The following is a 17,558-nucleotide window of genomic DNA, read 5'->3' on the forward strand; positions in this document are numbered from 1 at the left end:
CCCGGTGCAAGCACCGGATCATCGTTCGACTTGCATGTGTTAAGCACGCCGCCAGCGTTCATCCTGAGCCAGGATCAAACTCTCCGTTGAAGTAAAACAAAAACGAACACACCCGGCACCCCCGGGAAAACGGGAGCAAACCGGCTGCACAAAATTTGAAACCAGCTGTAAAAACCAGACCACACCACGGGGTGGCGCAACCTGGCAAAACAACCAATCCATAATAAATTGGTATCAACAAACTTGGCACACTATTGAGTTCTCAAACAACAGACACACCCGGCACCACCACAACCAACAAACAGTCGCGGATCGCTCCGGAGCAACTTTCCAAACTTACCCGACCGCTTCACCCTTGTCAAATCGGCGTTCCCGACTCAGTCTTGCCATAGGCTTCTGGGTCTTGGTGGCCGTTCAACTCCGGGGAGCAGCGCGGAAATAAACTCTACCACCACTTGGCCCCGCTGACAAAGCCGCCTCGAAGGGGGAGCGGAAAAGCCCGGAATCACGGGGATTCCGGGCTTCTCCCAGATGCTCACGCGGGGCTTACGCCGCTCGGGTTCACCACGTGAGGCTGACCGGGCTCCCCCGCCGGCTTCGTCCCGGGCGGTTCCTACGCCAGCGGTTTGAAGTAGGCGGCCCCGAGCGGGGGCAGCGTCACGGTCAACGACGCTGGCTGTCCGTCGATGCCCTCGTCCGCGGCAGTCAGGGTTCCGGTGTTTTCCACGCCGGAACCTCCATAGCTGGCGGCGTCGGTGTTGAGCACTTCCTGCCATGCGCCGGCAGACGGGACGCCCAGGACATAGTCGGTGTGCGGGCCGCCGGAGAAGTTCACGGCGCAGACCAGCGGGTTGCCGTCAGCATCGCGGCGGATGAACGTCAGCACGTTGCGGTCCGAGTCTCCCCCGTTGATCCACTGGAAACCCTCCGGCTGGTTGTCCCGCTCGTACAGGGCCGGCGTGGAACGGTACAGCTCGTTGAGGTCCTTGGTCAGGAGCTGCATGCCGTTGTGTGCCGGGATGTCGGCGAGCCACCAGTCCAGGCCGTACTGCTCCGACCACTCCGCTTCCTGGCCGAATTCCGTGCCCATGAAGATCAGCTGCTTGCCGGGGTGCGCCCACTGGTACCCCAGGAACGCGCGGAGGTTGGCCAGCTGCTGCCACCGGTCGCCGGGCATCTTGCGCAGCATGGAGCCTTTGCCGTGCACAACTTCGTCGTGGCTGATCGGAAGGAGGAAGTTTTCCGAGTAGGCATAGACCATCGAGAAGGTGATGGTGCCGTGGTGCCACCTGCGGTTGTACGGGTCCTCCGCCATGTACTGGAGCGAGTCATGCATCCAGCCCATGTTCCACTTGAGGCCGAAGCCCAGGCCGCCGCCGCTGGTGGGTGCGGTGACACCCGGGAAGGCGGTGGACTCCTCGGCAATCATGACGGCCCCGGGATGGGTCTTGTAGACCGTGGCGTTGACTTCCTGGAGGAAGGAGATCGCTTCCAGGTTCTCGCGGCCGCCGAAACGGTTGGGCCGCCACTGCCCCTCCTCACGCGAATAATCGAGGTACAGCATGGAGGCGACGGCGTCCACGCGCAGCCCGTCGATGTGGAATTCGTCGAGCCAGTACAGGGCATTGGCCACCAGGAAGTTGCGGACCTCCGTGCGGCCGAAGTCAAAGATCAGCGTTCCCCAGTCCGGGTGCTCGCCCAGGTTCGGGTCGGCGTGCTCGTACAGGGCCTCGCCGTCGAACCGCGCCAGGGCCCATTCGTCCTTGGGGAAGTGCGCCGGGACCCAGTCCAGGAGGACGCCGATGCCGGCCTGGTGGAGCTCGTCGACGAGGTGCCGGAATTCGTCCGGGTGCCCGAAACGTGAGGTCGGGGCAAAGTAGGAGGTGACCTGATAGCCCCAGGAGCCGCCGAAGGGGTGCTCGGCCACGGGCATGAACTCCACGTGGGTGAAGCCGAGCCATTTGACGTACTCCACGAGTTCCTTGGCCAGTTCGCGGTAGCCCAGTCCCACCCGCCACGAGCCGAGGTGGACCTCGTACACGCTCATGGCCGAGTTGTGGGGATCGCGGCCGGCGCGGGCCTGCATCCACTCGGCGTCCTTGAAGACATAGGAGGGCTCGATCACGCGGGACGCCGTCAGCGGGGGGACCTCGGTTCCGAAGGCCAGCGGGTCAGCTTTTTCCACCCAGTAGCCGTGCCGGGTCCGGATCTCAAACTTGTAGCACGCCCCTGCTACAACACCGGGGATGAAGAGCTCCCACACGCCGCTGGAACCCAGCGAGCGCATCGAGTGTTGCCGGCCGTCCCAGCCGTTGAAGTCGCCCTTCACGCGCACCGCCTGGGCGTTCGGGGCCCAGACGGCGAAGGACACGCCGTCGACGTCGCCGAGGGAGGACTTGTAGTGCTGGACGTGCGCGCCTAGGGCCTCCCACAGCCGCTCGTGCCGGCCCTCACCAATCAGGTGCAGGTCGATTTCCCCGATGGTCGGCAGGTAGCGGTAGGGGTCGTCCATGGCCTGCGGCTCGTGGTCCTTGTAGGTCACTTCGAGGCGGTAATCCGGCACGTGGCCGCGCTCGAGCGGTTCCATCACAGCCACCCACACGCCGCCCGATTCGTGCGTCATGGGCACAGCGCCTGCCGACGTCACGACAGAAACTGCCTCCGCCAGGTGCTTCACGGTCCGGATCGTGACGTGGCCGTGGTCATCAAGGTGGGCACCTAGGACTGAGTGGGGCGCGTGGTGTTCGCCGGATGCGACCCTCGCAAGAGTCTCACCGTCCACGGGCAATGGTGCGCCGGGCCGATCGATACGTGCTGATCCTGTCATTTTTATACCTTCCGCTGTGGCTTCGGCGGCAACGCCGGAACCTGTACTGCCAAGGAGACGACGCGATGCGTTCACCGGGATGGAGAGCCAGTCCGGCCTGTTCCTTAGTTCGTAGATGACTTCGTAGAGTGCTTTGTCGAGCCATAGCGCCACAAAGAGCGGCGAGTCGCGGTCGATGCTGCCGGGGATGACTTCGGCGTAGCCGGCCAGAAAGGCCTCGGCGCAGTCATCCACCCATGTCCCCGGCACGACGGCACCGGGGTTCTCGCGGACGGCGGCGCCGGCGGCGTAGTCGAAGGACCGCAGCATGCCGACGACGTCGCGCAGCGGGACGTCGGGAAAATTGCGTTCGGAGATCGGGCGCAGCGGCTCACCCTCGAAGTCGAGGATGGCCCAGCGCGGCGCAGCCCCGGGTTCGCCCGGGACGGTACTGCCCGGAACCTGCAGGATCTGTCCGAGATGGAGGTCGCCGTGGATGCGCTGCAGCGGCCCGGCGCTGGTGCCTTCAAGCCGGCCGAGGAGCCGGTCCAGCCGGTCCTCGTACGGTCCGACGGCGTTGCCGGCCTGGGCCCAGGACTGGCGCACCCGTTGGGCTACTCCGGGGGCGATGTCCTCGCCCGGCGCGGATTCGGTGGCGGTGCCCAGCGCCTCGGCGAGCCGCCGGTGCACCGTGGCGGTCGCAGCGCCCAGGGCATGGGCCTCGGCGGTGAATCCGATCCCCCGGCTGGCCGCGTCGACGGCGAGCCGCCAGGCATCGAGGCCGCCGGAGAGGAACTCGTGCGCGACGGCGAGCTCGCCGCGCGCGGTACGGACGGCAGCGGACGGGTCCACACCGAGCGCAGCCGCAGGAGTCTCCCATTCCCCCGTGACCCAGCCAAGGGTCGCCGGGACTTCCTCGGTGCGCCCCGCCGTCAGCGCCGCGCCGATTTCGACCTCGGGGTTCTGACCCTCGGACAGCACCCGGAAGAACTTCACGATTGCGGCCGAACCGCCGTCGTCCACTATCACCGAACTGTTCGATTGCTCCCCGGCGAGCACCTTCACCTTGCCCGTCGCGAACGGCAGGCGGTAGCCGGACTCCACCAGGTGGCCGGTCGCGTTTCCCGCCGGCGTGCTTCCGCCGTCGCGGATGAGCTCCAGCCATGCGGCGACGAAGGAGGCGTCGTGGACGCCGTCATAAACCCAGCGGTGGGCAGCGTCACCGCGTGTGCCGGGAAGTTCGCCGACCAGAGCACGCTCGCCACCGGGCAGCGGTTCCGTGCGGAAACTGAGCGGTACCTGGACGATGTCGGTCCGGCTGCCGTCGGGGGTGGGATAGGACACCGCCAGCAGGAACACTTCGCACACCGCTGTGCCGGGAGCGCCCTCCCCGCCGCCGGTCTCGAGGCGAAGACCGCCCGCCGGTTCGAAGCTGAACTCCGCACTCTTGACGGGGAACCATCGCTGGCGCGGAAGCCAAGCGCCAAGCAGTGCGCTCAGGGCCGGGGCAAGGGTCGGTCGGGTCATCTCAGCCTTCGATGGACAGGATAGGCATCGCCTGAGTGAACGGGGATGCCGGGTTGGATGCTGCGGAGCGGATCCGCAGCCAGAAGAAATCGTGGCTGCCCAGGGTCAACGTCAGCGTTCCGTCCTCGCCGATGGCCGGGAATGCCTGGCCGCCGAACACGTCCCGGAGTCCCCGGCCGGCGAATTTCGGCACGCGCAGGGTGGTTGCCACGGGGTGCTGCGAGAGGTTGAAGGCGCACAGGATGGTCTCGGCGTCCTCGCCGGCGGCGTTGCCTTCCGGGAGCTCACGCAGGTAAGCGAGGACGACGTCGTGGTCGGCTTCCACGTGCTTGAATCCGCCCAGACCGAAGGCGGGGTGGTTCTTGCGGACGCTCAGGATTTGACGGGTCCAGCGCAGCAACGACCCCGAATGTGCGGCCTCGGCCTCCACGTTGGCCATGCTGTAGTTGTAGACCAGCGACTGGATCACCGGGAGGTAGAGCTTTCCGGGGTCCGCGTTGGAGAACCCGGCGTTGCGGTCCGGGTTCCACTGCATCGGGGTGCGGACGGCGTCGCGGTCCTCAAGCCAGATGTTGTCCCCCATGCCGATCTCGTCCCCGTAGTACAGGAACGGGCTGCCCGGCAGGGACAGCAGCAGGGCGTTGATGAGCTCGATTTCGGAGCGGGAGTTATCCAGCAACGGGGCGAGCCGGCGCCGGATGCCGATGTTGGCGCGCATGCGCGGATCCGGCGCGTACCAGCCCAGCATCGCGGCGCGTTCATCGGACGTGACCATTTCCAGCGTCAGTTCGTCGTGGTTGCGCAGGAACGTGCCCCACTGGGCGCCTTCGGGAATGTCCGGGGTGTCCTTCATCGTCTCGATGATGGGCGATGCCTTCTGGTCCCGCAGCGCGTAGTACAGCCGCGGCATGATCGGGAAGTGGAACGCCATGTGGCATTCCGGTTCCTCTTCGGTGCCGAAGTACTCCACCACTTCGGCGGGCGGCTGGTTGGCCTCGGCGATGATCACGCGGCCCGGGTAGCTTTCATCGACCATTTTGCGCAGCTTGCGGAGGAATTCGTGGGTCTGCGGCAGGTTCTCGCAGTTGGTGCCCTCCTCCTCGAACAGGTACGGGATGGCGTCAGCGCGGAAGCCGTCGATGCCCTGGTCCAGCCAGAACCGGACGACGTCGAAGAGCGCGTCAATGACCTTGGGGTTCTCGAAGTTCAGGTCGGGCTGGTGGCTGAAGAACCGGTGCCAGAAGAACTGCCGCCGGATGGGGTCGAAGGTCCAGTTGGATTCCTCGGTGTCCACGAAGATGATGCGGGCGTCTTCGTACTTCTCGTCCGTGTCGCTCCAGACGTAGAAGTCCCCGAAGGGCCCGTCCGGATCCTTGCGCGACTCCTGGAACCACGGGTGCTGGTCCGAGGTGTGGTTCAGCGGAAGGTCGATGATCACCCGGACGCCGCGGGCATGGGCCTCCGCCACGAGCCGCTTGAAGTCACTAATGGTCCCGAACTCGTCCAGGACGGAGTTGTAGTCCGAGATGTCGTAGCCGCCGTCGCGCAGCGGTGACTGGAAGAACGGCGGGAGCCAGAGGCAGTCCACGCCCAGCCACTGCAGGTAGTCCAGTTTCTCGATCAGTCCGTGGAAGTCGCCCGAGCCGTCCCCGTTTCCGTCGGCGAAACCCCGGACCAGGACCTCGTAGAACACCGCTTTGCGGTACCAGAGGGGGTCGTGCTGGAGGCCTGGAGCGTTCAGTTCAAAGCTTCCCCTCGGGCTGAAGTGCTGGCTGGGGTTCTGCGGGCTAAAACTCACTGGCACTACCTCCGGATGCTAAGAATGTGGGCGGGCTCGACGTGCGGGTCCAGACGGACGTAGTTGTACTCCCCCCATTCCCAGCTCTCGCCGGTCAGCAAGTCATCAACCATGAAACGGCCGTTGTGCGTGAAGTTCTCCGGGTCCAGTTCCAGCGCCGGCAGATCCAGGGACACGGTGCTCTCCCGGGTGCCGTGCGGGTCCACGTTGACGACGACGATCAGGGTGTCCTTGGTCCCGTCGGGGAGGGTCTTGTGCTTGGAGTACACCACGGTGGACGTGTCCGTGCTCTGGTGCAGCGTCAGGTTCTGCAGGTCCCCGAGGGCCGGGTGCGCGCGGCGGATCTCGTTGAGCCGGGTCAGGTACGGCGCCAGGCTGCGCCCGGTTTCGGCCGCCGCATCCCAGTCGCGGGACTTGTACTCGAATTTCTCGTTGTCGATGTATTCCTCGGCTCCGGGGCGCGCCACGTGTTCGTAGAGCTCAAAGCCGGCGTACACGCCCCAGATCGGGCTGGCTGTTGCGGCCAGCGCGGCGCGGATCTTGAACGCGGACGGTCCGCCGAACTGCAGGTATTCGGTGAGGATGTCCGGGGTGTTGACGAAGAAGTTCGGCCGGAAGTAGGCCGGTGACTCGTGGCTGACCTCCTGGAAGTACTCCTCCAGTTCTTCCTTGGTGTTCCGCCAGGTGAAATAGGTGTAGGACTGCTGGAAGCCGGCCCGGCCGAGGGCGTGCATCATGGCCGGGCGGGTGAACGCCTCGGCCAGGAAGACGACGTCGGGATGCTTCTTATTGACCTTGCCAATCAGCCATTCCCAGAACCACACGGGTTTGGTGTGCGGATTGTCCACCCGGAAGACCTTGACGCCGTGGCTGACCCACAGCAGCACGATCCGCAGAATTTCGTGGGACAGCCCCGCGGGGTCGTTGTCGAAATTCAGCGGGAAGATGTCCTGGTATTTCTTGGGCGGGTTTTCCGCGTAGGCGATGCTGCCGTCCACCCGCGTGGTGAACCACTCCGGGTGGCTTTGCACCCACGGGTGGTCCGGCGCGGCCTGCAGGGCCAAGTCCAGGGCGACTTCGAGCCCCAGTTCCTCAGCCCGGGCCACGAAGGCGTCGAAGTCCTCGAAGGTGCCCAGATCCGGGTGGATGGCGTCGTGGCCGCCGTCCTTGGACCCGATGGCCCACGGCGAGCCGGGATCGTGCGGTCCGGCAATCAGGGTGTTGTTCGGCCCCTTGCGGTGCTGGACACCGATCGGGTGGATCGGCGGCATGTAGATGATGTCAAAGCCCATGGCGGCGACGGCGTCAAGGCGCTTCGCGGCGGTGCGGAAGGTGCCGGAGGTCCACTCTCCGGTGGCGTGGTTGCGCACGGCACCTTCGGAGCGCGGAAAGAACTCGTACCAGGAGCCGCAGCCGGCGAGCGCACGCTCCACCAGCAACGGGTACGGTTCGGAGACCGTCACGAGTTCACGGATGGGCTGGCGTTCGACGACGGCGGCGACCTCGTCGCTGAAGCCGGCGGCGAGGCGCTCCTCCGGTGTCCGGGCGGTGTCGGAGAGCACGACGACGGCCATCCGCAGCGTCCGGCGGTCGGCAGAGGGTCGCGAGGCGTCCTCGGAGGCTTCCGCCAGCAGGGCCGCGCCCTCGGCCAGCATGAGCTCGACGTCGATGCTGGCCTCCACCTTGACCTCGGCGTTGTGGTGCCAGGTGCCGTAGCGGTCATGCCACGCCTCGATGAGGAAGGACCACTTGCCGGTGGCGGGCGGGGTCAGGAGGCCTTCCCAGCGGTCGGTGCCCATGCCGCGCGGTCCTCGCGGCGGTGCGAGGCGGACCCGCTGGCGCTCTTTACCGCGGGGGTCAAGCAAGACAGCGCTGACGCCGAGCTGGTCGTGTCCCTCCCGGAACGCGGTGGCTCCTACCACAATGGATTCGCCCGCAACAGCCTTGGCCGGGAACTTTCCGTCTTCTACCGACGGCTGCACGGCTGTGATCGGAAATCGGCCAAATCGAAGGCCGTCCGTGATCAGGGCCTTGGGCTTTTGCTTGGACAGGGCACTGGTTCGCGAGTTATTCGTCACAGGCTCGACGTTATCTACAAAACGGCCAGAATGCTAAGGCCTCGAACGTTTTGTGAGAGGTTTCCGGTTCCAGTCGGACCGATATCCGTCATTTACCGGAAAGAATCTTAAAGCGGTTCCGGGGCACCGAGTTGTCCGTTAGTGTTTCGCTGGTGAAGGCAATCCGCAGATTTACTGTCCGAACCGTTCTTCCGGAGTCCATCCGGCCGTTGGCCCGGCTCGCCACCAATCTTCGGTGGTCCTGGCATCGGCCCACCCGGGAGCTTTTTGAGGAGCTCAACCCCGGGATCTGGGCGGAGAGCGCCCATGACCCCGTGACGTTCCTGGGCCTGGTCAGCCGGGAAGAGCTGCAGCGCCTCGCGGCGGACCAGGACGTGGTGCGGCGTGTCCATGCCGCCGCCGACGACCTCGACCGCTACCTGGAGCAGCCGCGCTGGTACCAGAGCCTTGGCGACGGCGCCCCGTCCTGCATCGCCTACTTCTCGCCCGAGTTCGGCATCACCGAGGTCCTCCCCCAGTACTCGGGCGGTCTGGGCATCCTGGCCGGAGACCATCTGAAGGCGGCGTCGGACCTCGGCGTGCCGCTGATCGGCGTCGGCCTCCTGTATCAGGCCGGCTACTTCAAGCAGTCCCTGTCCCGCGACGCGTGGCAGCAGGAAACGTACCCGGTCCTGGACCCGGACGGGCTGCCCCTGACGCTCCTGCGCGAGGCATCGCCGGACGGCAACGGCAAACCCGTGCAGATCTCGCTTCCCCTCCCCAGCGGCCGGCGCCTGCTGGCGCACGTGTGGCGGGCCGACGTCGGGCGTGTTCCGCTGCTGCTGCTGGACTCCAACGTTCCGGGCAATGACGAGGCCGCCAGAGGCATTACCGACCGTCTGTACGGCGGTGGCGGTGACCACCGGCTGCAGCAGGAGCTCCTGCTGGGTATGGGCGGGGTCAAGGCACTGCGCGAGTTCCAGCGCCTCACCGGGGTCCCGGCCCCGGAGGTCTTCCACACCAACGAAGGTCACGCCGGGTTCCTGGGCGTCGAGCGGATCCAGGAGTTGATGTCCGGCCCGGCCCCGCTGAGCTGGGACGAAGCCCTGGCCGCCGGTCGGGCGTCCACCGTGTTCACCACCCACACGCCGGTCCCGGCCGGGATCGACCGCTTCGAAATCTCCCAGATCCAGCACTTCTTCGAAGCCGGTCTCGCCCCGGACGTCCCGGTGGCAAAGATCCTGGATCTGGGCCGCGAGGACTTCACCGACGGCAACCCGTTCGTGTTCAACATGGCCGTCATGGGCCTGCGGCTTGCCCAGCGGGCCAACGGTGTGGCCAAACTGCACGGCGTGGTCTCCCGCGGAATGTTCTCCGCCCTCTGGCCGGGCTTTGACCACTCCGAAGTCCCCATCACCTCCGTCACCAACGGCGTGCACGTCCCCACCTGGGTGGACTCCCGCATCTCGGCGCTGGCGCGGGAAAAGTTCGGTGCCGATGCTGAGGCGCAGGGCCCCTGGGACCTGGCCTACAACGTCACCGACGAGGACCTGTGGGCGTTGCGGCGCGAAATGAGGGTGTCGCTGGTGGAGGACGTCCGGCGCCGGCTCCGGGCCGCCTGGAAGAAGCGCGGCGCGGCCGACGCCGAGCTGGCATGGACGGACTCCGTCCTGGATCCGGACATCCTGACCATCGGCTTTGCCCGCCGCGTGCCCACGTACAAGCGGCTGACCCTCATGCTGCGGGATCCCGAACGGCTCAAGGCTCTTCTGCTGCACAAGACGCATCCCATCCAGCTGGTGATCGCCGGGAAGTCGCACCCGGCCGATGACGCGGGCAAGAAGATGATCCAGGACCTGGTCCGGTTCACGGACGACCCCGCCGTGCGGCACCGGATCGCGTTCCTGCCCAACTACGACATCGCCATGGCGCGGACCCTGTTCCCGGGCTGCGACGTGTGGCTGAACAACCCTCTGCGCCCGCTGGAGGCCTGCGGAACCTCCGGCATGAAGGCGGCCCTGAACGGTTCGCTGAACCTCTCCGTCATGGACGGATGGTGGGACGAGATGTACGACGGCGAGAACGGCTGGGCCATCCCGACCGCCAACAATGACGCGTCGCCGGAAGAACGTGACGACATCGAGGCAGCGGCACTCTACGAACTGCTTGAAACCCAGGTGGCGCCGCGGTTCTACGGGCTGACCGTCTCCGACGGGGCCGGTGCTGCCGGGCCCTCGGAGTCCGGCCCGCAGAAGGTGCCCACCCATTGGGTGTCCATGATCAAGCACACGATGTCCCACCTTGGCCCCGCGGTCTCCGCGGAGCGGATGCTCAAGGACTACGTCAACGTGCTGTACCGCCCGGCAGCGATCGCAGGACGCCACGCCGTGGCGGAGAACTACGCCCAGGCCAAGGCCCTGGCGGGGTGGACCTCACGGATCCGGGCCGCGTGGCCCCACATCCAGGTGGAACACGTCGACTCCGTGGGGGTCTCCGAGGACCCGCAGATCGGCGATCTCCTCCAGGTCAACGCCTATGTGTCCCTCAGCGACCTCTCACCGGACGATGTCTACGTTGAGGTGGCCTACGGCCGGGCCGAAGAATCCGACGAACTGGCGGACATCACGGTCGCGGAGCTCAAGGCCGCCGAAGACCTCGGCCGGGGCCGGCACCTCTTCAGCGGGACGCTGGTGATCGACCGTTCCGGGTCCTTCGGTTACACCGTGCGCGTGCTCCCCAAGCATGAGGCGCTGGCGTCCAAGGCGGAGCTCGGCCTGATCGTCAACGCGTAGCGTGCCCAGCGTGCCCTGGCGGGCCTGCGTTCTCAACGCCGGGCCGCCGGGGGCTGGCGGCCCGGAACCCGGGCCTAGAGGCAGACGGCGATGACGGCCAGGCTCGTACCGGCGTAGGTCTCGGCGTCCTGCAGGGTTTCGCAGATGACGCCGAAGGAGCGGTCCGCGCGGAGCGCGGCCGGGACCTGCCAGATGAAGGTGACGGGGGCCTCGCCGTCGTCCGTCACGGCATCGGCGACGTCGTGCAGCGAATCATGCAGGGCGTCCAGGTCAACGCCGTCGTCCTCGGGGAAGTTCAGGACTTCACTGAAGTTCTCCAGGACCGCCTGCTTGGTGTCGGCGGCGGGGATCACGAGGGTGCGACGGCCGGCGTCGTCGATTTGCTCCGTGAGTTCTTCAATGGTCCAGGTGTCTGCCGAGTAAATCTTCATGGGGTCCTTAGCTTGCGGATGATCAGGTGCGGTAAATATTGATCGTGTTGGCCTGGACGATATCCCGTTCACCGGAGGCAACGCGGGCGCCCTGACGGCGGTCATGGAGCTCGGAGGTGGTCACGCGAAGCTCGAAGCACCGGTGCCCGGTACCGTCCTCGTTGCTGAGCCGCGGCAGGGTGACCTTGACGTCGTCGGCACCGCCGTTGACCACCACCAGGCCGTCCACATGACCGTCGTCGGAACCGAGCAGGAGCTGGATCACGCGGTGGGCAGGGTCATTCCACGTGTCGGCCGACATCGGGTTGCCATCCACGTCGAACCAGTGGAAGTAGGACTGGGTGTCGCGCGTAGGGTAGTCATGCGGCTGGCTGGCCAGGAACTCCTTGCGCAGCCGGATGACGCGCTTGGTGGTGCGCAGCATGGCATGGGATTCTGCGGTGTTGGTCCAGTCAATCCAGGTGAGCGCGTTGTCCTGGCAGTAAGCGTTGTTGTTGCCCTGCTGGGTCCGGCAGATCTCGTCGCCAGCGGTAATCATGGGTACGCCTTGGGAAATCATGAGGCAGGCCATGAGGTTCCGCCTGCTTTGGGCCCGGCGGGCCAGGATGTCGAGGTCTTCGGTGGGGCCTTCGAAGCCGTGGTTGTAGCTGCGGTTGTCCCCGTGGCCGTCGCGGTTCTGCTCCCCGTTGGCCTCGTTGTGCTTGCGGTCGTAGGCGGTCAGATCGGCCAGGGTGAAGCCGTCGTGGGCGGTGATGAAGTTCAGCGAGGCGAGCCGGGACCGGCCCGAAGACTCGAACAGCCCGGCGGAACCGGAGATGGCATCCGCGAGGCGGGCCACCGGGCCGCCGTTACCGCCGGCGTCGATCGCGGCGCGGTCGGCGAGCCAGAAGCTGCGGACAGCGTCGCGGAAGTGATCGTTCCAGTCCACCCAGCCGGCCGGAAACCGGCCCGTCTGCCAGCCGCCGTAACCCACGTCCCAGGGCTCGGAAATCAACTTGATGCCGGACAGGACGGGATCGGCGCCCACCGCGACAAGGAAGGGGTGCCCGGGATCGAATTCGTTGGCACTGTTGCGGCACAGCGTGACGGCGAGGTCGAAGCGGAAGCCGTCGATGTGGAATTCGTTCACCCAGTAGCGCAGGGAATCCAGTACCAGCTGAACCACGCGGGGCTCGCCGAAGTTCAGGCTGTTGCCGCAGCCCGTGGTGTCCACATACCTGCCGTGGCCGTCGTTGCGGTAATACTGCATCTCGCCCAGGCCGCGGAAGTTTAGGGTGGGACCGTCCGTGCCGCCCTCGGCGGTGTGGTTGTAGACGACGTCGAGGATGACCTCCAGCCCGGCGGCGTGCAGCAGCTTGACCATGCCCTTGAACTCGTCCTGGACCGCGTGCGCGCCGGCGGCCTGGGCCGCCGCGGTGGCGTAGCCGGGGTGCGGGGCGAAGAAGGCGGCCGTGTTGTAGCCCCAGTAATTGGTCAGCCCGAGCTGCTGCAGGTGCGGCTCGTCGACGTGGAAGTGGACTGGCAGGAGCTGGATCGCCGTGACGCCCAGCGAGATCAGATGCTCGATCATGGCCGGGTGGGCCATGCCGGCGTAGGTCCCCTGCAGTTCCTCGGGAATATCCGGGTGCAGCTTGGTCTGGCCCCTGACGTGGGCCTCGTAGACGATCGTGTTGCGCCACGGCACGCGCGGGCTGCGGTCCAGCCCCCAGTCAAAGTCGCTGCCGACACGGACGCTGGTGATCAGCCCTTCACGTTCGTCGACGGCCCGGCCGTACGGGTCCATCAGCAGCGGTTGCTCGCCGACGGCGTCAAAATCCGTGCCGGGCATGGACAGTGGGAGGGCTTCGTGTTCCGGAGAGGCCCGGAAGCCGTAGCGCGACCCTGCGGGAATGCCCTCCACAATGCCGTGGTGGACGCCGTCGGTGATGTTGGGCAGGGTCTTGACCTGCCAGGTTCCCCCGGGCGGCTGATACGCGATCTCAAGGGTGGTCACGCCGGGCGCGTAGACGGCCACGTTGGCGAACGCGCCGCGGGGATCGTCCACTGCCGGCGACCCGGTGTGCGGAACGCTGATTCCCAGCGGAAACGCTCGCGAAGCGTCTACGGTGGAAGCTGTGTCTATAAAGGGCATAACCATTGCTTAAAGCTTAGCCGGGCCGAACAAATGGCCCCCATTTTCGTTTTCATGACGTTTTGCAGTGTACGGAAGCGCCGCACTGCATACTGGAATGAAGCGCCGAGTTGGAGGTAATTGTGCGCGCAGCATTAGCCCAAATCATCACCGGACGCGATCTGGCCGCGAATCTGGCCCTCATAGAGGACTATGCACGTCAGGCAAAAGCCGGCGGCGCGGACCTGGTGGTGTTCCCGGAAGCCGCCATGCGGGCTTTCGGAAATTCACTTCTGGATATCGCCGAGCCGCTGGACGGTCCGTTCGCATCACGCGTGCGCGCCCTCGCCGCGGAACTTGACATCGTCATCGTCGCGGGGATGTTTACCCCCGGCACCGCCGGCAACGGCGCGAAGGTGCGCAACACCCTGATCGTCACCGGCCGCGGCCTCGAGGCCAGCTACGACAAAATCCACCTCTTCGATGCCTTTGGCTTCGCGGAGTCGGACACGGTCGACGCCGGCGCCGACCCCGTCACCTTTGAGCTCGACGGCGTGACGTTCGGCCTCGCCACGTGCTACGACATCCGCTTCCCGGACCTTTTCACGGAAAACGCGGACCGCGGCGCCGACGTGAACATTGTGTGCGCCTCCTGGGGCTCGGGACCCGGCAAGGCCGAGCAGTGGAAGCTCCTGGCCCGGGCCCGAGCCCTGGACTCCACCACCTTGGTCCTCGCCTGCGGCCAAGGCGACCCCGCCAGCGTGGGTCACCCGGTCAAAGGCTCCGCCCCCACCGGCGTCGGGCACTCCGTGGTGGTCTCCCCCATGGGCGACATCCTGGCAGAGCTCGACGGCGCCCCCGGCCTGCTGTTCGCCGATCTGGACACCGCCGCGGTCAAAGAAGCCCGAACCAACCTCCCGGTCCTAGCCAACCGCCACAGGTTCTAAGCGGCACAGTTGGGTTCGCTGTAGTCACCTCCGCATGCAACGGCGGCTTGTTGCCTCCATTGTGGTCACCACCCGCGGACACCGGCGCCCTGCCGTCGCTTAGACACCTCCCGTCGCCGACTTCGGCCGCTGAGCGGCCTCTTCCGGCTTTGGTCGGCGATGCGCTCCTTTGCAGGACCCCGGCGCCCGCTCGACATTGGGGAACCGCCCGCTCGGCTGCCGTTCTCGGTTTAAACGGAAACGCTCCCCCACAAGGTGACCAGTTCAAGGTGTGAGAGGGCGTTTTGCCGTTTACCGCGAAAAGCGAGCGAGGCTCATCGCCGGGACCGGGGTTTTGCTAAGGAGCGCATCGCCGACCGGAACCGAGCAAGGCCGCTAGCGGCCGCACGAGGTGCAGGGAGGTGTCTAAGCGACGGCAAAACTGCGGTTCCGGCGGAACCCAACCCCAAAGAAGCTGGGGCTACTTAGCGGCGCGCTGGCGGGAGATCTCGTAGAGGGAGATGCCCACTGCCATGGAGGCGTTCAGGGATTCCATGGCGGAGTCGATAGGGATGGAGACGATCTGGTCGCAGTTTTCGCGGACCAGACGGCTGAGGCCCTTGCCCTCGGAACCCACCACGAGGCACACCGGCTCTGTGGCCAGGGCGAGATCCGGCAGCGAGACGTCGCCGTCGCCGTCGAGTCCCAGCACGTAGATACCCATGTTCTTGAACGCCTTGAGCGTGTTGTTCAGGTTGGCAGCGCGTGCGACCGGTACACGGACAGCCGCGCCCGCGCTGGTCTTCCAGGCCGAGGCGGTGACGCCCACGGAGCGGCGCTCCGGGACGATGACGCCGTGGCCGCTGAAGGCCGAGACGGAGCGGATGATCGCACCGAGGTTGCGGGGATCGGTGATGCCGTCCAGTGCCACGAAGAGCGGGGCGTTGGCCACGTGGCCCTTCTTCCAGGCCTCGAGGGTCTCTTCCGCGAGTTCGTAGGCGTCCTGGTATTCGTACGGCGGAATCTGCAGCACGAGGCCCTGGTGGATGGCGTCATCGGTCATGCGGTCGAGCTCGGGCTTGCCGGTTTCCATCAGCGGGATGCCGCGTTCGGCGGCGAGCTTCAGGGATTCCTTGACGCGGTCGTCCATTTCGATCCGGACGGCGACGTGCAGAGCCTTGGCCGGGATGCCGGCGCGCAGCGCTTCGACCACCGAGTTGCGGCCGGTGACGACCTCTTCAGTGGCGCGGCCCTTCGGACCGGAGCGGCCGGCGCGGGCTGCGGTGCTCGTGGTGCGGCTTCCGCTGGCACGCTTGGCCTCGGAGCGTTCCGCGAGCTGCTTGTTCTTAAACGCCTTGTGGTAGGGGCGGTCCTCCGCCTTCGGCGTGGGGCCCTTGCCCTCAAGTGCCTTGCGCCCGTGACCGCCGGTTCCGACGGTAGGGCCCTTCTTCATTTTGACCGACCGGCGACCGTTGTTGGCCATGAGTTCCACCCCTGCTTGTTACGTACTTTGTTGATAAGTCTGACCTCCAGTCTACTGACCCGAGTAAAATCCTCGATCAGGGATGGCCCGAGGCAAGGCCAGACATGGATGTCAGACGGCGCAGCAGCAGTTACTCAGCCGCGCTTCAGGCTCCAGCTGGCCCCGTCCGGTCCGTCCTCGACGACGACGCCGGCGGCGGCGAGGGTGTCCCGGATGGCGTCGGAAGCAGCCCAGTCTTTAGAGGCCCGGGCCTTGGCCCGCGCTTCCAGCTGTGCCTCGACGAGGACGCCAAGAGCCGTGGTGGCGTGCTCGTCCGCGGCGGGCCCTGCTGTGGCATTCAGGCCCAGGACATCCAGCATGGCAGTGACGCTGCTGAGCGCCTGCCCCGCGGCATCGAGGTCGCCCGCTGTGAGGGCCGTATTCCCGGACCGGACCGCGTCGTGCAGCGCAGCCAGCGCCTGCGGGACGTTGAGGTCGTCGTCCATGGCGGCCGCGAACGCCTCCGGCACGGAAGCGGCGGCCAATTCTTCAGGCGAGGCGGACGTGGTCGAAACCGTGCCCGAGGCGTCAGGAAGGACCCGGCCGGCCCGGTTGAGGAATCCGTCGATCCGTTCGACGGCAGCGGCCGCTTCCTGCAGGGACGTCGGCTGGTAGTCCAGGACCGAGCGGTACTGCGCCTGCCCCAGGTAGTAGCGGACAACGCGGGCCGGGGCGAGTTCGAGCATTTCCGCCGGGCTGACGGTGTTGCCGATGGACTTGGACATTTTTTCGCCGGCGTAGGTGACCATCCCGTTGTGCATCCAGAAGTTGGCGAAGCCATGGCCTGCCGCCTGGGACTGGGCCATCTCGTTTTCGTGGTGCGGGAAGCGCAGGTCCAGCCCGCCGCCGTGGATGTCGAACTCGGTGCCGAGGTATTTGGTGACCATCGCCGAGCATTCGAGGTGCCAGCCCGGGCGGCCGGCGCCCCACGGGGAGGACCAGCTCGCCGTCGTCGGCTCCCCTTCCTTGTAGCCCTTCCACAGCGCGAAGTCGCGGGGGTCCTTCTTGCCGCGCGGGTCCGCGTCCGGGGCACCCTGCATGTCGTCGATCTTCTGGCGGGTGAGCGTGCCGTACTTGTCCCACGAGCGCACGTCGAAGTAGACGTCGCCGGAGTCGTCCAGGGCAGGATACGCGTGGCCGCGGTCGATCAGCTGCTGGATGAGGGTGTGCATTTCCGGGATGTGGCCGGTGGCGCGGGGCTCATAGGTGGGGCGGGAGACACCCAGGGTGTCGTAGGCCTTGAGGAATTCCTGCTCGTAGCGGTAGGCCAGCGCCCACCATTCCTCGTTGCGGACGGCCCCGGGTTCGTCCTCAAAGTCGGGGCCGAACGAGGCCGCGGACTTGGCGAGGATCTTGTCGTCGATGTCCGTGACGTTGCGGACCACCGTCACGCGGAAACCCCGGTACTGCAGCCAGCGGGTCAGCTGGTCGAATGCGATCGCGGAGCGGATGTGGCCCACGTGTGGCATGCCCTGCACGGTGGCTCCGCAGTAGTACAGGCTCACTTGGCCAGGTACCAGGGGGACGAAGTCGCGGACTTCGGCGGATGCTGTGTCGTAAAAGCGCAGGGTCACCGCTCCAGATTAGCC

The 17,558-nt window shown here is 66.4% G+C and carries 9 protein-coding genes and 1 rRNA gene; 2 read left to right on the forward strand and 8 right to left on the reverse strand.

The annotated features are described in order from the left end of the window. The 4 genes from BLR03_RS17960 to BLR03_RS17975 all read right to left on the reverse strand — a co-directional run. Positions 1-90: ribosomal RNA gene (locus tag BLR03_RS17960) — 16S ribosomal RNA — on the reverse strand; the annotation flags it as partial. A gap of 523 nt (positions 91-613) precedes the next feature. Then, positions 614-4,333: a 1,4-alpha-glucan branching enzyme gene (locus tag BLR03_RS17965; RefSeq protein ID WP_091255305.1), complete on the reverse strand. Its 3,720-nt coding sequence runs from the start codon at positions 4,331-4,333 to the stop codon at positions 614-616. A 1-nt stretch (position 4,334) separates the two neighbouring features. After that, on the reverse strand, positions 4,335-6,131 hold the full coding sequence (treS, locus tag BLR03_RS17970) for a maltose alpha-D-glucosyltransferase (protein WP_091255306.1): 1,797 nt from the start codon (positions 6,129-6,131) through the stop codon (positions 4,335-4,337). 5 nt (positions 6,132-6,136) lie between these two features. Then, positions 6,137-8,209, reverse strand: a complete 2,073-nt coding sequence (locus BLR03_RS17975; protein WP_302846602.1) for an alpha-1,4-glucan--maltose-1-phosphate maltosyltransferase — start codon at positions 8,207-8,209, stop codon at positions 6,137-6,139. Between the two features lie 152 nt (positions 8,210-8,361). Here BLR03_RS17975 and glgP point away from each other — a divergent pair, with 152 nt between their 5' ends. Continuing rightward, positions 8,362-10,980: an alpha-glucan family phosphorylase gene (gene glgP / locus BLR03_RS17980; RefSeq protein ID WP_175460607.1), complete on the forward strand. Its 2,619-nt coding sequence runs from the start codon at positions 8,362-8,364 to the stop codon at positions 10,978-10,980. A 74-nt stretch (positions 10,981-11,054) separates the two neighbouring features. On the opposite strand, the gene BLR03_RS17985 is transcribed toward glgP, so the two are convergent. Together BLR03_RS17985 and glgX are read right to left on the reverse strand one after the other, a co-directional pair. Next, the gene (locus BLR03_RS17985; RefSeq protein ID WP_091255311.1) at positions 11,055-11,411 is read right to left on the reverse strand and encodes a barstar family protein; all 357 of its coding nucleotides are present in this window, start codon (positions 11,409-11,411) and stop codon (positions 11,055-11,057) included. A 22-nt stretch (positions 11,412-11,433) separates the two neighbouring features. Further along, on the reverse strand, positions 11,434-13,548 hold the full coding sequence (gene glgX, locus BLR03_RS17990) for a glycogen debranching protein GlgX (protein ID WP_091255312.1): 2,115 nt from the start codon (positions 13,546-13,548) through the stop codon (positions 11,434-11,436). 116 nt (positions 13,549-13,664) lie between these two features. Here glgX and BLR03_RS17995 point away from each other — a divergent pair, with 116 nt between their 5' ends. After that, positions 13,665-14,468, forward strand: coding sequence for a carbon-nitrogen hydrolase family protein (locus tag BLR03_RS17995; RefSeq protein WP_091255392.1), 804 nt, complete (start codon positions 13,665-13,667; stop codon positions 14,466-14,468). 460 nt (positions 14,469-14,928) lie between these two features. On the opposite strand, the gene rlmB is transcribed toward BLR03_RS17995, so the two are convergent. Beyond that, positions 14,929-15,930 carry a 23S rRNA (guanosine(2251)-2'-O)-methyltransferase RlmB gene (rlmB, locus tag BLR03_RS18000; protein WP_091255314.1) on the reverse strand — a complete coding sequence of 334 codons (1,002 nt, stop codon included), beginning with the start codon at positions 15,928-15,930 and terminating at the stop codon, positions 14,929-14,931. A gap of 134 nt (positions 15,931-16,064) precedes the next feature. Then, positions 16,065-17,543, reverse strand: coding sequence for a cysteine--tRNA ligase (gene cysS, locus BLR03_RS18005; protein WP_091255316.1), 1,479 nt, complete (start codon positions 17,541-17,543; stop codon positions 16,065-16,067). Between the last annotated feature and the right edge of the window lie 15 nt (positions 17,544-17,558).

Source organism: Arthrobacter sp. ok909 (assembly GCF_900104405.1).
Classification (GTDB): domain Bacteria; phylum Actinomycetota; class Actinomycetes; order Actinomycetales; family Micrococcaceae; genus Arthrobacter; species Arthrobacter humicola.

What these genes read in the sequence shown, in the direction of transcription:
- BLR03_RS17965 (WP_091255305.1), bottom strand. Translation starts at nt 4,333, where the DNA reads ATGACCCGACCGACCCTTGCCCCGGCCCTGAGCGCACTGCTTGGCGCT.
- rlmB (WP_091255314.1), bottom strand. Translation starts at nt 15,930, where the DNA reads ATGGCCAACAACGGTCGCCGGTCGGTCAAAATGAAGAAGGGCCCTACC.
- glgX (WP_091255312.1), bottom strand. Translation starts at nt 13,548, where the DNA reads ATGGTTATGCCCTTTATAGACACAGCTTCCACCGTAGACGCTTCGCGA.
- BLR03_RS17985 (WP_091255311.1), bottom strand. Translation starts at nt 11,411, where the DNA reads ATGAAGATTTACTCGGCAGACACCTGGACCATTGAAGAACTCACGGAG.